Genomic DNA, 15,009 nt, shown 5'->3' on the forward strand with positions numbered 1-15,009 from the left:
GCAACTCGGTCTGGAGCGCTGGCTGTTGAGGGCCTGATGGGATAGCTGGAGTCACGGTGGGAGTCCTGCGAAGCACCGCGTTACGTGAGGCGGGAACGGTAAAATTTACGGTATGAACGCACGTCTGGCTCTGCTCGGCACTGTGGACCCCGGCGTCACCGAGAGCGAGGTCTTCCGGCTGGCACTCCAGCACGCGGTGGCGGAGCTGAGCGCGCTCGGTGGAGCGATTCACCTGCGCGGCCCGATGTCCGCGCTGCGGCTGGTGTCGTCGACCGGTCTGCCGCCCGCCCTCACCCGCCCGTGGGAGATCATCGACCAGGAGGGCCCCACGGCCCCGGCCAGGGCCCTGCACCAGGGCAGTGGTGTGTGGGTGCCGGTCCGGTCCACGTCCGCGGGCCAGGAGCTCGCGTGGCCCGGCAGCGGTCTGGCCTCCGTACCGGTGTCCGGTGGGGACCGCAGCATCGGCGCGCTCACGGTCCTCATGGGCGACCAGGGCGAGCCCACCCCGCAGCAGTGGGACTTCCTCAAGGACCTGGTCGCCTGGACCGAGGAGCGCATGCGGCAGGCGCCGCCGCCCTCCGGGCCCTCCCAGGCAGAGCTGAGCGGTGACCGTGACCGGCTTCGGCAGGCCCTGAAGGAGGTCAGCGTCGGCTCCTGGGACTGGGACATCCAGGGCGGCGAGCTGATCTGGGACGAGGCGGCCCTGGAGCTCTACGGCACCAGACCCGAGGACTACACCGCCAGGGTCGAGAACTGGATGGCGTGCGTCCACCCCGACGATCTGGCGCCGACACTGGACGCGGTGGACCGGGCGATCCGCGAGCACGGCGTGTTCGAGGCGGAGTACCGGGTACGGCGCCTGGACGGCACGTACGGCTGGACGCAGGCCCGCGGCCGGGCGACCTACGACGAGCACGGCGAGCCCCACCGGATGATCGGCGTGGGCTGGGAGAGCAACGAGTCCCGGACCGCCCGGGACGCGCTCAGCCGCGCCCTGCGCCATATGAGCGACGGATTCCTCGCGGTGGACGACGAGTGGCGGATCACCTTCGCCAACCTGGAGGCGGAGCGCACGCTGGGCCTCTCCGAGGAGGAGCTGTTCGGACGCCTGCTGTGGGAGCTGCCCACGGCGCGGGAGGTCCCCGGCCTGGAGGACCGCTGCCGGAAGGCCGCCGCCGAGGAGAAGCCCGTCGGCTTCGACGCCCGGCTGGGGGACGCGGGCCGCCGCTACCACCTGCGGCTCGTCCCGGGGCCCGACGGAGTCACCCTCTACCTCACCGACGTGACGGAGAAACGGCAGCACGAGGAGGAGCGCCGGGCGTCCGAGCTGGCGGCGGCCCGGCGCGCGGTCCGGATGAGCGAGTTGACGGCCGCCCTCGCCAAGGCGACGACCTCGAAGGACGTGGTGGCCGCGGTCGCCCGCCGGGTGCTGCCACCGTTCGCCGCGGCCGGGCTCCTGGTGCAGGCCGTCGAGGGCGACCGGCTGCACACCGTGGGTGCGGACGGCTACCCGGACGACTTCCTGGCCGGCGTCGACGGCCGCCCCCGGGTGCCCGGTGAGCCGACCTGGGAAGTGATCGCGTCCGGTCTGCCGCTGTTCCTCTCCTCGGTCGACGAGTACGAGGCCCACTACCCCGAGCTGGCCGGCAGACCGGCCCGGGCCGGGAAACAGGCGTGGGCGTTCCTCCCGCTGACGGCGTCCGGCAAGACCTTCGGCGTCTGCGTGGTCGCCTTCGACCGCTCCCGCCGGCTCACCGACGAGGAACGCACGCTGCTGACCACGATCAGCGCCCTCGTCGCCCAGGCCCTGGAGCGGGCCCGGCTCTACGACGCCGAGCACACCCGTTCCCGCGAACTCCAGCGCAGCCTGCTCCCCCGCGCCCTCCCCGACCTGCCGGCGTGCAGCGCGGCGGCCCGCTACCTTCCCGCGGGCCAGGGCATGGACGTCGGCGGCGACTGGTACGACATCATCCCGCTCTCGGGCGGCCAGGTCGCCCTGGTGGTGGGCGACGTCATGGGCCACGGCCTGCCGGAGGCGGCGACGATGGGCCGGCTGCGCACCGCGCTGCACACCCTCGCCGACCTGGAGCTGCCGCCCGACGAGATCATGAGCCACCTGAACGACCTCGTCGCCGGTATGGGCGAGGAGTCGTACGTGACGTGTCTGTACGCGCTCTACGACTCGACGACCCAGATCTGTTCCATCGCCGGTGCCGGCCATCCGCCGCCGGCCGTGGTCCACCCGGACGGCACGGTGCACTTCCCGGAACTGTCGGCCGACCCGCCCCTCGGCGCGGCCGAACCGCCGTTCGGGACAGTCGAGTTGAAGGTGCCGGAGGGAAGTCTTCTGGTGCTGTACACCGACGGCCTGGTGGAGTCGTCCAAGCGCGAGATGGACGAGGGCATGGCGGATCTCGCGCGTCTGCTGAGTTCGGCGCACCGGACCGAGAGCGGCGAAGCGGCGGACCTGGAGCGGCTCTGCGACACCCTCACGGCGGGCCTGCTCCCGGCAGAACACCCGACGGCCGACGACGCCGCTCTCCTCGTCGCCCGTCTCCACGCCCTGACCAGCGACAGGGTGGCCTCCTGGCCGCTGCCCGAGGATCCACGAGCGGCCGGCCAGGCCCGCCGCCATGTCCGGGAGCAGCTGCGCACCTGGGGCCTGGAGGACCTGACCCCGACCACGGAACTCCTGGCCAGCGAGCTGGTCGGCAACGTCGTACGCCATGCCAAGGGCCCGGTCAGTCTGCGCCTGCTGCACGGCGCCGAGTTGATCTGCGAGGTCTTCGACGGCAGCCTGACGATGCCCCGTATCCGCCGCGCCACGGAGACGGACGAGGGCGGTCGCGGTCTGCAACTGGTCGCCGCCCTCTCCCAGCACTGGGGTACGCGCTACACGCCGACAGGCAAGTGCATCTGGACGGAACAGGCCCTCCTCGCGCCAGGGGCCAGGCAGGAACTGCCGTCCGACGCCGTGGAGTTGATGTTCCCGAGCATGGAGGACTTCACCGGGGACCTCGACTCGCTCCCCTTCGGGGACGAGGACTGACAGCGGGAAAAGGTCCCAGAAACCCGCCGTAGGTGAAGCCGTATGTCGCGCTCCGAGCCGTCCGGCCGAGCGGATCCTCAACAGGCCCTCGCACGCGGGGACTTGACAACGATGTCGGCAGGCAGCAGATTCCACCGGGCGCGAACGGGAACCGGCACACCTTCACCACGGGCCCCCGCAGGCCCGTTTCAGGACGGAGCTGTCCGTGAGAAGAAGAAGATCGGTGTTTCACACCACGCGCTTCCCGCGACGACATGTCACGGTCGTCGCCCTCATCAGCAGCTTGGCGGCCATGATCGTGCCCGCCGCCGGAGTGGCGTCGGCGGACGTACCGGCGGCAACTCACCGCCCCGCGTCGGTGACTTCGGGCAACGCGCGTTTCCAGGTCCTCTCCCCCACCCTCATTCGCACGGAGTACGCGCAGGACGGGAAGTTCACCGACAGCGCGACGTTCAACGCGATCGGCCGCTCCGCGTTCGCGCCGCCCTCGTACACCTCCAGCACGTCCGACGGCTGGCTGACCATCACCACGAGCGCGGTCACCCTGCGATACCAGGTGGGTTCCGGGCCCTTCGACGCGCAGAACCTCTCCGTGCGGCTGTCGGCCGGCGGGTCGCCGGTCAGCGCCGCACCGTGGCAGCGGCTCACCTGTGGCCTGGGTGCCCTGTGCGAGGCCGAGCAACTGCCGCACAGCGGGCTCGGTATCGCCTCGGACCACACCGGTTACACCGGCTCCGGTTTCCTCGCGGGCTTCGAGGGGACGGGCAACTCCCTGTCGGCAGACGTCGATGTCGCCGCCACGGGGACCTACCAGTTCGACGCCCGCTACGCCAACTCCCTGGGCGGCGACGGCCAGAACACCGCACGCACCCTCACGTTGTCGGTCGACGGCGGCGCGAACCGGACGGTGAGCCTGCCGACCACCGCGAACTGGGACACCTGGGGCCTGGCGGGCAGCGCGGTGCAACTCGCTGCCGGCCACCACACCGTCACGCTGACGAGGACCACCGCCGACTCCGGTGACGTCAACATCGACAGTGTCGCCCTGGTGCATCAGGGCGACGGTTTTCCGGCGACGTCCACGACCGCGATCACGGGCTGCGGGTTCGGTGTGAACTGCGAGGCCGAGGCCGGCCGCGTCTCGGGCACGGCGATCACGGCCACCGACCACGTCGGCTACTCCGGCAGCGGTTTCCTCGCCGAACTGAACCAGGGAGCGGGCGCGTTGACCCACGTGGTCGGCGTACCGGCCGACGGCACCTACGCGTTGCAGGTGCGCTACGCCAACGCGACCGGCAGCGACGGCCGTTACCAGACCCGTACCGCCGCGGTGTCCTCGGGCGGCACCACGCAGACCCTGTCGCTGCCCGTCACCGGCGACTGGGACACGTGGAAGACCGCCTCGGTCCCCGTCACCCTCAAGGCCGGCGCGAACGACATCGCCATCAACTGCCCGGACGCCGCGAGTTGCCACGTCAACCTCGACACGGTCGCCGTCACCGCGACCGGCGCGGCGACCCCGCAGCCGCACCTGGCGCTCGGCGGCTACCGGCGCAGCCTCGACGGCTACAACGGCGACAACGGCGCACCGGCCATCACGTCCGGCCTGCTGTACAAGGACGGCTGGTACCTGCTCGACGACACGGCCTCGGCCCTCTACGACACCGGCACCCGCCGGATCACCCAGCGCCCGTCCCACGGCGGGGCGCCGTACCAGGACGGCTATGTCTTCGGCTACGGCCACGACTACAAACAGGCCCTGTCCGACCTGGCCACCCTGACCGGCCCGTCCGAACTGCTTCCCTCATGGGCCTACGGCGTCTGGTACTCGGAGTACATCGACCGCACCGCCGCCGACTACGAGAACAGGATCCTGCCCGCCTTCCGCGCCGAGAGCGTGCCGCTGGACGTCCTGGTGACCGACACCGACTTCAAGTCGCCCAACACGTGGAGCGGTTGGGAGATGGACACCTCCAAGTTCCCCGATCCGATGGGGTTCTTCGACTGGTCCGCCTCCCAGGGCCTGCACAACACGCTCAACGTCCACCCGAGCATCCTCAGCGGCGACCCGCAGTTCGCGCAGGCCCAGGCCACCGCCAAGGGCAAGCTGCGCAAGGGGGGTTGTGCCTCCTCCGCGAACACGGGCCCCGGGGACTGCTACACCTTCGACTGGGGGGACCCCGACCAGCTCAAGGCGTACATGGACCTGCACCAGACCATGGACCAGCAGGGCAACGACTTCTGGTGGCCGGACTGGTGCTGCGACACCTCCCAGTCCTCGCTGCCCGGTGTCACTCCGGACGCGTGGATCAACCAGCAGTACGCGACGGACGCCGACAAGACCGTCGGCCGCGGCTTCGTCGTCTCCCGCGCCTACGGCTCGCTCCAGGCGGGCGGTTACAGCGGCCAGCAGGGGCTGCCCACCGGGCCGTGGGCCGACAAGCGCACCACCGTCCACTTCACCGGCGACACCTCCTCCACCTGGGGCACCCTGAAGGGGGAGGTCGGCTACACGCCCGGCGAGGCCGCCGCCACCGGCCTGTCGGCGATCAGCCATGACATCGGCGGCCACAACGACACGACGAACCTGACCGGTTCGGAGACCTACACCTCCGGCGGCACGACCCACACCACGCACAAACTCCCCGACGACATGTACGCCCGCTGGGTCCAGCTCGGCACCTTCCAGCCCGTCGACCGCCTGCACAGCAACCACAGCGACCGGCTCCCCTGGCAGTACGGCACCGCGGCCCGCGCGTCCGCCGACAAGTTCCTCAACCTCCGCGAGAACCTGGTGCCTTACACCTACACGCTCGCCCAGCAGGCCGCCACGACCGGCGTCCCGATCACCCGCCCGACATACCTCGAATACCCCAACGAGCCGCAGGCGTACGCCACTTCGGGCAGCGAGTACTTCTACGGGCCCGACATGCTCGTCGCTCCCGTCACCACGCCCGGCACCACGGCGACGACCTCGGTGTGGTTCCCGCCCGGCAGCCAGTGGACCGACTACTTCACCGGCCGGACCTACGCGGGCGGCACCAGGCAGAACATCACCAACGGCCTCGACACCATGCCGGTGTTCGTCAAGGCGGGCTCCGTCGTCCCGACCCGCACGAACGACGTCACCAGCGACGACAAGGCCCCGCTGACCAAGGTCACGCTCACCGTCGCCGCGGGCGCCTCCGGCTCCTCCTCCCTCTACGAGGACGACGGGACCACCACCGGGCGCGGCCACAGCGCCGTCACGAAGATCCGGTACCGTGAGAACGGCTCCCGGCACACGCTGACGATCAAGGCCGCGACCGGGTCCTTCCACGGCCAGGTCAAAACCCGGCAGTGGACGGTCTCCCTCCTCGGCGTCACCGCCCCGAGCACGGTCCGGGTGGGAGGGGCCCAACTGTCCCCCCACGCCTACCACTTCGACAGCACGACCCGGACTCTGACCGTCACGCTGCCCTGGCGGAGCGTGCACACACCGATCACTGTGTCGATGATGAACTGATCACCGAGGTAGCTCCGTGGTCCCAGCCCGCGCGGAGCCGGTCCGTCCCGAGACGCGGTCGCCCACTGCTCGGTGCGGTCGGTGCGGAGTGTGGCCGCCAGCCTGGTGATGCCCTGGACCGCGATCTCGGCGAGGTTCGCGCGGGTGACGAGGGCGGTGGTCTCGCCGTGTCGGCGGACGCTGCGCAGGTCGCGCTGGACCTGGCGCGAGAGCTGGTGGAGTTCGCGCTGGGCGGTGGCGAGTCGCTGCTCGGCGGCGGTGCGGACCTGCCGGGTCCTCGATCACCGGCCTCGTCGACCGCGCGCAGCGCCGCGGCCCGGTCACCCGCACCGTCAGTGCCGTCGATCGCCGCTCGTTCCAGGTGTCGATCACCGACGCCGGCCGTCAGCTCGCCGAGCAGGTCGGCGCGCAGTTCGCGGAGCTGATCGAGAGAGCCGTCGCACCGCTGCCCGAAGCCGACCGGAAGCGGCTGTCACAGCTGGCGACCCGGATCGTCACCGCCGACGCCCAGGTCCGCGGCATCGACCTGCGCACCGACTCCCGCTGACCGGAACCCGTCAGACGGAGCTGCGCGGCACCGTCACCACGTGCTTGCCTGCGACGCCCCCGCGCTCGAAGGCCTGGTGCGCGGCGGCGATGTCCGCGAGCGGGTACACGCTGTCGATCACCGGGCGCAGCGAGCCCGAGGTGACGAGGTCGGCCACATCGCGCAGCACGGGCGTCTCGGGGTTGGCGCTGAAGGTACGGATGCGGCGGGAGCCGTGCACGCTCGACGCGGCGATCGCGGCCAGGGCCGACGGGGACAGTCCGACCGTGACCATCCGGCCGCCCTTGGCCAACCGGCCTCGGTAGCAGTGCAGTTCGGAGCCGACGGTGTCGACTATGACGTCGAAGGGCCCGATCCCGTCCGAGGCGGTGGTGCGGTAGTCGAGGACCTCGTCGGCGCCGAGGTCGGTGAGGAGTTCGGCGTGGCGGTCGCGGGCCAGCGCGGTCACGTGGCCGCCCATCGCGTGGGCCAACTGCACGGCGGCCGTGCCGACTCCGCCGGCCGCGCCCCGGACCAGGACCCGTTCGCCGCTGGTGAGGCGCACGCTGTCGCGCAGTGCGAGCAGTGCCGTGGAGCCCGCGACCACCAGGGCCGCCGCCTCGACCGACGAGAGGTCCGCCGGGGCGTGCGAGACGCGCTCCGCGGAGACCACGACGTACTCGGCCGCTCCGGCGACGCTGTGCCGCTTCCGTGGATGCACCATGCCCCAGACCCGGTCCCCGATCCGATAGGCCTCGACACCGGCACCGGTCGAGGCGACGGTGCCCGCGAAGTCCAGGCCCACCCCGATCGGGAACCGGCGCCCCGACACCATCTTCAACTCCCCCGAGCGGACGATCACATCGTGCCCGTTCACGCTGGTCGCCTCGACCGCCACCAGAACCTCTCCGGCGCCGGGGGCGGGGCGGTCGACCTCGTTGACGCGCAGGGCGTCCGCCGTACCGAAACTCGTGATCTGAACGGCCTTCATGTCGCTGTTCCTTCCGTGACCGGCTGGGGTGCCTCCAATGCTGGACCCCGCACGCGGGATCACGGTCGTTCTCCTTTTCCTGGGTCCGGCAGACCCACCCTCGCGGGCCGGGTCCACGGCATACTGCTGCCGTGACCGACGACCCGCACGCACTGACGGACGACCCCCGGCGCGAACTCGCGGAGTTCCTGCGCACCCGCCGAACTCGGCTGCGGCCGGAGGACGTCGGGCTGGAGCCCGGTCCGCGGCGGCGCGTCGCCGGGCTGCGGCGCGAGGAGCTGGCCCTGCTGGCGGGGGTGAGTTCGGACTACTACCAGCGCATGGAGCAGGGCCGCGACGTACGCCCCTCCGAACAGGTCCTGGACGCCCTCGCGCGCGCCCTGACCTTCTCCGCCGAGGAGACCCGGCATCTGCACAGCCTCGCCGCCGCCGCACGCACCCCGGCCCGCCCGCCGCGTACGTACGAGCCGGAGGAGGTACCGGACACCACGCTGCGGCTGCTGCGCACGATGGCCTCGCCCGCTCTGGTCGTCGGCCGGTACCTCGATGTACTGGCCTGGAACCCGCTGGGCGGTGCCCTGTTGGGCGAGTTCACCCGGCAGCCGCAGCGGGAGCGGAACCTGCTGGCGCTGTTCCTGCACCCCGAGGCCGACCGCGCGTGCCCGAACCGGGCGGCCACCGTCGCCGAGCTGATCGGCATGCTGCGCACCCAGGTCGCCGCCGATCCCCGCCACCCGCGCGCCATCGAGCTGGTGGGTGAACTCGCCGTCCGCAGCGACGAGTTCGCGGCCCTGTGGGCCCTGCACGACGTGGAGGAACCGACCCGCGGCCAGCTGCGCCTCACCCATCCCCAGGTCGGCGAACTGAACCTGGACTGGGACGCCTACCCGATACCGGGCAACCCCGGCCCCGCGCTCCTGGTCTGCACCGCCGCCGAGGGCAGCCTCGACGCCAAGCGACTCCAACTCCTCGCCGGCCGACTGGGCACCCCCTGACCCGACAGGGGCGTACGGGAGTCAGAGGCGGCTGAGACAAGTGCGATCGGAGCGGCCCATCGGTCCACTTCCTTGTGGATGGCGCCGTTCTCGCCATGGGGAGCACCCGTTGGGATGGGTCCGCTTCCGCCCGGCGGGTGGGACGCCCACAATCCGCCGCAGCCGCGTGAAAGGCCCTCGTTGACCATGCCGCGCACACGCTGCAACGGTTCGAGGAGTGGGGCACCGAAGAAGCCCACCGCGGCTCGGCCGGACCAGGCACTTGCTCCGTGCCGTGAACCACCGGCACCCCGGAGCACCCGTCAAGACCTGCGCAGCGGAGCCGCACCGACCCACCGCCGATAGTCGTCTACGTCGACGTTGCTGCCGCACACGATGGTGACGACATGTCGCCCGGCGAAACGGTCACGGTCTTCGAGGATCGCCGCGATACCAAGTGCCGCCGACGGCTCGACGACGAGACCTGCGTGGTCGAGGAGCATCCGCATACCGGCGATGATCGACGCCTCCCGCACAAGCACCGCGTTGTCGGCGACCAGGAGGAGGTCGTCCAGGACGGCCGGGATGGGACAGCGGCCGGCGACTCCGTCCGCGATGGTGTCGGTCAACTCGGTGGTGACGACGCGCCGTTGGCGCCACGAGTGTGTCATCGCCGGTGCGCCCAGCGGCTGGACGCAGATCACCTCGACTTCGGGGGCGAGGGCCTTGAGCACATGACCCACACCGGTGGCCAGCGCACCGCCGCCGAGAGCGATCAGGACGGTGTCGAACGACGGCACGGTGTCCACCAGTTCAAGGCCGATGGTCGCCGCGCCCTCGCACGTCTGGATGTCCAGGCTGTCCTCGACCAGCCGGATCCCGTCGTACCGCGCGATGGCCGCCGCCCGCTCGCGGGCCAACTCGTGGTCGCCGTCGACCAGTTCCAGCCCGGCACCCAACGCGCGGATGCGATCGAGCTTGGCCCGGGTCGCGAAACGGGATGCCACGACGGTGACATCGAGCCCCCGGCCGCGACCGGACCACGCGAGGGCCTGGCCGAGGTTGCCCGCGCTGGCGCACACCACCGCTTGTGGGCCGTGGTCGGCAAGGAGGCTCGCGATCACCTCGGTGCCGCGCGCCTTGAAGCTGCGGACCGGGTTGGCCGTTTCGAGCTTGATGCTCACGGTGCACCCGAGGCCAGGCTCCAACGCCTCGCAGCGGTACAGCGGAGTGTCGAGAAAGACCGGGTCGATCGCCCGCCGAGCCGCCCGGATCCGAGAAGTGTCGAGGCGCGTCTTCTGCACGACACCGCAGCGTAGCGACACTGGCAGCGGCGGAGACACGATCTCCCGGAGCGGTTCGCTCTTCGCCACGGCCGGCGGGGTCCACCCTTCAACTGGTCGGTACGGCATCCGAGGACGTCGGCAGCGGAGTGTCGGACGGACTTCCGGTGTCCGGGCAGTCCGGGAGCGACAGACCGTCAGGGCCGCCGGTGAGCGCCGTCGCCGTGACCCAGCCGGTCCCGCCGGCGCCGAGGAGCAACTCGGCCCACAAGTCGCTCGTATAACCGTGGGCCTGCACCATCTCGCCGTGTGTGACGCACAGGGCCTGGTACTGGCCTCCCTGCTCGATGTGACTGCTCTGCCCCGCGGTCAGGCCGGGACCGGTGCGGACGGGCGCGTACGCGGCGCCCTCCACCGGCGTGGCTCCCGGCGCAGTCGTCACGGAGGACCCGTCGGAGGACTGATCGGACGGTTCGCCGGTATCGCTCGGCGAGGACGAAGACGGGGACGAGGACGGGGACGAGGACGAAGGTGTCGGCGCCGTCGCCGCCACATACACCGTGACCGGCGATCGTCGGCTCACCGTCACCTGGTCCCCCGGCCCCGGCGCACCCGCGTCGACCTGAGGCAACTGCACCGCGTCGGCCGAGCCGTCGGTCGGGATCACGACCCGGGAGACGGTGCCCTCCGCCGCGCCGCCGGCCGGCTCCGCCGCGTACTGGACCTGAAGGCAGTCGGCCGTCAACTCCGTGACGGTGTCGGTGACATCGGCACCCGCGGACACCTCGGGCAGGGTGATGCCGATGGCATCCGTCCCGGCGCAGGAGGACGCCGTGCTGGTCGGCACGGGCGACTTCTGCTCCCTCGGGGCGTCGGCGATCTCCAGCCGGGTCACCCTGCCGGGCTGCGTGTGCGTGGCGTCGACCACGATCGTGCCGCTGTGCGCCAGGGCGAGGGGCTGTCCGTCCAGCGAGGGCCGGACGCTACGGTCCTTGGCGTCGATCCGGTACAAGGAGTAGAGCGAACTCACCCTCATTTCCCCGTAGTTGGAGTCCTCCACGTACTCCGCGCGCGAAACGTGGACCGGCCCCGTGGTCCGGTCCACGAACGCGCTCTGGTCGGATGCCGTGCCCCGGACCAGATGTCGGATGGCCGCCACGAGGTACGGCTTGGGGTTGGCCAGCTCCTGCTGGAATCCCGACACCGACACCTCGCCCAGCGGCGTGACGATCGACGCGTCCGCGGCCACGCTGATGCGCCCCGACGAGTCGATCGTGAACGTCACCGGCAGGAAGTCGGGTTTGAAGGAACCCGACACATTCCCCGCCGGCTTCTTGCAACCGGTGGCCAGCAGCGCCACAAGCACTAATGGCACGAGCAGCCTCACCATGGAACCCCGCATACGTTCCCCCCGAAAACGAATCCCGGTCCGCGGGCCGCGCGCCGGTCTCTCGACACCCGGTTGCGCCCGCGCCCGTGGCCTGTTCGACCAGTGTGGATTCGCGGCGGGTCCGGGTCTTCGGGGCAGCCACCCGTCTCCGGACCGGTGTTCTCAGTGCCGGCCCTGATGCCCTCGCGCGCGGGATCCGTCACCATGGGGCCATGGGCCGCAGCGTGCTGATCGTGGACGACGATCCCGCCTACCGAGCCGCCGTGCGCGACTTGCTGGAAGCCGAGGGTGACTACACCGTGTCGGAGGCCGCTTCGGCGTCGGCCGCCGTCACGGGGATCGCCCGGGGGAACCGGCCCGACCTCGTGCTCCTGGATCTCGGGCTTCCGGGCGAGGACGTGTTCGCCGTCACCCGCGAACTGAACGCGCTGGCGACGGACATGGTGATCGTGCTGTGCTCGGTGCGCGAGGCCGACGAGTTCGGCGGCCGGATCGCCTGCTCTCCGGCGGCCGGCTTCCTGCCGAAGGCACGGCTCTCGGCAGCCGAACTGGCCCGCTTCGCCGCCGTAGAAGACACCGACACCGGACAAGAGGGCGCGGGCGCAGCATCCCCCGACCGAAGTCAGGAATCCTGAACGACCGGATCAGCCGTGTCGCTCGGATTGCAGATACGTGAGGACGGCGAGGACGCGGCGGTGGTACTCCCCCTCGCTCTCGTCGGGAAGTGCGAGCCGCCTGAAGACACTGCCGACATGGGTCTCAACTGTCTTGACCGAGACCACGAGTTGGCTCGCGATGGCCGGGTTGGTCAGTCCCTGGGCCATGAGCTTCAGTACCTCCAGTTCCCGGCTGCTGAGCTTGGCCAGACCACCGCGCTGGTGAGGGCCGTTGAAGAGAAGTCCGAGAACCTCCTGGTCGAACTCGCACTCCCCTTCGGCGATACGGCGCACCGTGTCCAGGAAGTGCTCGTCGGCCACCCGCTCCTTGAGGAGATAGCCCACGCCCCTGACTCCGGAACCCGTCAATTCATTGAGATGGGTGACCTGAACGCTCTGGGACAGCAGGAGGATCCCCACACCGGGATGCGCCTGGCGGATGTCCACCGCGGCCCGTAGGCCTTCCAGCCGCTTCGTGGGCGGCATCCTGATGTCGATCACCGCGAGGTCGGGCTCGGTACGGGCGACCGCGGCGCGCAGCGCGTCCGCGTCGCCGACCTGTGCGGTGATCAGGTGCCCTCTGCTCTCCAGCAGTGCGGCCAGCGCGGACCGGAACAGCCGTTCGTCGTCGGCGAGCACGATACGCAAGGGGCGTGTCCGCTGTAAGGCGGCCGGTCCCTCGCCTCCCGGTGTCCTTGCCGAAGCCGTCATGCCCGTCCGTCCTCCCCCTCCGGGCGGACGGGTTCCGAGGACGGGCCGCCCGCCCGGACCGCGCCTCCGGTCAGCAACGTGGCCGACACGACCGTCCCATGACCCGGCGCGCTGCTGATGCTCATCTCGCCGTCGAACACCGCCACCCGGTCCCGCAGCCCGAGCAGCCCGGTGCCACGGTCCGGGTCGGCTCCGCCTACGCCGTCGTCGGCGACCGCCAGCCGCAGTACGCCGTCCTCGTGCCGGACATCGATCGCGATGGTCGTCGCGCGGGCGTGCTTCAGGGCGTTGGTGACCGCCTCCGCCGCGACGAAGTACGCGGTGGCCGCGAGGGGGCGCGGCAGCTCGGGCACCGCTGCCGCGCTGACCCGGACCGGGCAGGGGGACCGGGCGGCGATCATCTCCAGGGCCGCCACCAGCCCCGTCTCGCTGAGGACCGCCGGATGGATTCCGTGGGCGAGATCGCGCAGCTGGTCCATTCCCTCACCCATCAACTCCGCGATCCTGTCCAGCAGTTCGGCCAGTCCTGGATCGGCCGCCTGCTGGTTCGCCAACCGCCGCCGGGCCAGCCGCAGTGTCACCAGCGCGGTGACGAACCTCGACTGCGCGCCGTCGTGCAGATCGTGCTCGATCCGGCGCCGCTGCTCGTCACCCGCTTCGACGATGCGGGCACGGGACGCCCGCACCTCGGCCAACTGCGCCCGCACCTCGGCGGCGAGCCGCTGGTTGTCCAGTTCCAGCGCCACGGCGGACACGACCGCCTCCAGCACGTACCGGTCCTCCCGCAGTGCCGGGTCGTGCAGCAGGACGCCGACCCGCCGGCCGTTGCGTTCCAGTGGGCTGACCTGCTGTCCGGGCGCAGTACCGAGCGTACGGCCCTGGCTGTCGAGGTAGCCGGTCGCGTCCGGGGCGGGGAAACCCACCTGCACGGAGCTGTCGCCGAGGGCTTTCGCGAGCGCGTCCCGCAGTTGTTCCTTCGTGGCGAGCGGCATCCGACGGAGCAGTTCGGCCACGGCGGTTCGGCCCATCCGGACGTGCCACACCCCGGCGAGGAACGCCAACGGCAGCAGGAGTACCGCGACATGCGCGATGTTGATGAGGGGCGTGTGCGTCCACGAGGGGCCGGTCCCGAGCATGCCGTCCAGCGCGGAGGCGAGACCGCCCACCAGGCCGACGGCGAACAGCGGGGTGAGCACACGCCGGGCCGGACGTGTGGCGGTCGTCCAGCGCACCAGCAGGACCGCGACCACAGCGCCGCTCATGACGAACTGCGCCACGTCGGTCGCCGGGCGGACCCAGTCCACGGGGTGCACGAGCAGCAGGTTCCGCACGACCGAGGTGGAGAACGGCACGGTCGCCGGCATCAGCACGAAGGCCGTCAGATATCCGGCACCGGCCAGCACCCGGTCGATCCGTGACCTCAACCGGCCGCCCGGGAACATCAGCAGCAGCGGGATGAGGAAGCCACTGGACGCCGACCGGACGAGCAGGCCCACGGTGTGCACGACCGGATCCAGGCTGATCTGCACGTCCTCCGCGAACCAGCCGATCCCCACCAGAAGCATCATCAGCCCGACGCGGTTGCCCGGCCGTCGCAGCCGCGCCAGCAGCCCGGCGCCGAGATACAGACCGCCGACCGCTCCCGAGAACAGGATCGTGGTCGTCGTGGTGTACCGGCCCGGAGCGGTCACGACCAGTACATACGCCCCGAACACCGCGCCGGACACGGCCAGCGCCACGGCCTCCCACCGGGGCGGCGGCCGCCGTATCCGCACCCGGCACAACGAACCCCACCCTGCCCGAGGAGGAACGGAGGTGATCGCCGCACCCGAGGACGGCACATCCGCGGCACCGGACAAGTGAGCCGCCCCCTCCCCCAACGACGCGACTACTCAGCGTAGCGCCGACGCAACGGCCCCCGTGG

Annotated in this window: 10 protein-coding genes; 5 read left to right on the plus strand and 5 right to left on the minus strand. The window is 71.2% G+C overall.

The features are described 5' to 3' along the window. The first annotated feature begins 112 nt into the window (after nt 1-112). The 3 genes from ACIQBL_RS30770 (at nt 113) to ACIQBL_RS30780 (ending at nt 7,101) form a co-directional block, all read left to right on the plus strand. Nucleotides 113-3,049 (plus strand): SpoIIE family protein phosphatase, encoded by a 2,937-nt coding sequence (locus tag ACIQBL_RS30770; protein ID WP_401947126.1) that lies wholly within the window; start codon nt 113-115, stop codon nt 3,047-3,049. Nucleotides 3,050-3,341: 292 nt separating this feature from the next. Then, nucleotides 3,342-6,554: a TIM-barrel domain-containing protein gene (locus tag ACIQBL_RS30775; RefSeq protein ID WP_401947872.1), complete on the plus strand. Its 3,213-nt coding sequence runs from the start codon at nt 3,342-3,344 to the stop codon at nt 6,552-6,554. A gap of 361 nt (nt 6,555-6,915) precedes the next feature. After that, nucleotides 6,916-7,101, plus strand: coding sequence for a hypothetical protein (locus tag ACIQBL_RS30780; protein ID WP_401947129.1), 186 nt, complete (start codon nt 6,916-6,918; stop codon nt 7,099-7,101). Nucleotides 7,102-7,111: 10 nt separating this feature from the next. Here the strand turns inward: ACIQBL_RS30780 and ACIQBL_RS30785 are convergent, their stop codons facing one another. Next, entirely contained in the window at nt 7,112-8,071 is a 960-nt protein-coding gene (locus tag ACIQBL_RS30785) for a zinc-binding alcohol dehydrogenase family protein (protein ID WP_401947132.1), read from the minus strand. Between the two features lie 131 nt (nt 8,072-8,202). On the opposite strand from ACIQBL_RS30785, the gene ACIQBL_RS30790 reads away from it, so the two are divergent. Further along, nucleotides 8,203-9,066: a helix-turn-helix transcriptional regulator gene (locus ACIQBL_RS30790; protein WP_401947135.1), complete on the plus strand. Its 864-nt coding sequence runs from the start codon at nt 8,203-8,205 to the stop codon at nt 9,064-9,066. A gap of 302 nt (nt 9,067-9,368) precedes the next feature. On the opposite strand, the gene ACIQBL_RS30795 is transcribed toward ACIQBL_RS30790, so the two are convergent. Together ACIQBL_RS30795 and ACIQBL_RS30800 are read right to left on the minus strand one after the other, a co-directional pair. Beyond that, nucleotides 9,369-10,349: a threonine/serine dehydratase gene (locus tag ACIQBL_RS30795; protein WP_401947138.1), complete on the minus strand. Its 981-nt coding sequence runs from the start codon at nt 10,347-10,349 to the stop codon at nt 9,369-9,371. 88 nt (nt 10,350-10,437) lie between these two features. Next, entirely contained in the window at nt 10,438-11,703 is a 1,266-nt protein-coding gene (locus ACIQBL_RS30800) for a hypothetical protein (RefSeq protein ID WP_401947141.1), read from the minus strand. Nucleotides 11,704-11,930: 227 nt separating this feature from the next. On the opposite strand from ACIQBL_RS30800, the gene ACIQBL_RS30805 reads away from it, so the two are divergent. Continuing rightward, entirely contained in the window at nt 11,931-12,353 is a 423-nt protein-coding gene (locus tag ACIQBL_RS30805) for a response regulator (RefSeq protein WP_401947143.1), read from the plus strand. A gap of 9 nt (nt 12,354-12,362) precedes the next feature. On the opposite strand, the gene ACIQBL_RS30810 is transcribed toward ACIQBL_RS30805, so the two are convergent. Both ACIQBL_RS30810 and ACIQBL_RS30815 read right to left on the minus strand, forming a co-directional pair. Beyond that, the gene (locus ACIQBL_RS30810) at nt 12,363-13,016 is read right to left on the minus strand and encodes a response regulator transcription factor (protein ID WP_401947874.1); all 654 of its coding nucleotides are present in this window, start codon (nt 13,014-13,016) and stop codon (nt 12,363-12,365) included. 65 nt (nt 13,017-13,081) lie between these two features. Beyond that, nucleotides 13,082-14,824: a sensor histidine kinase gene (locus ACIQBL_RS30815; protein ID WP_401947145.1), complete on the minus strand. Its 1,743-nt coding sequence runs from the start codon at nt 14,822-14,824 to the stop codon at nt 13,082-13,084. Nucleotides 14,825-15,009 lie beyond the last annotated feature (185 nt).

The sequence above is a fragment of the Streptomyces sp. NPDC088350 genome (assembly GCF_044753545.1).
In the GTDB taxonomy this organism is placed as follows: domain Bacteria; phylum Actinomycetota; class Actinomycetes; order Streptomycetales; family Streptomycetaceae; genus Streptomyces.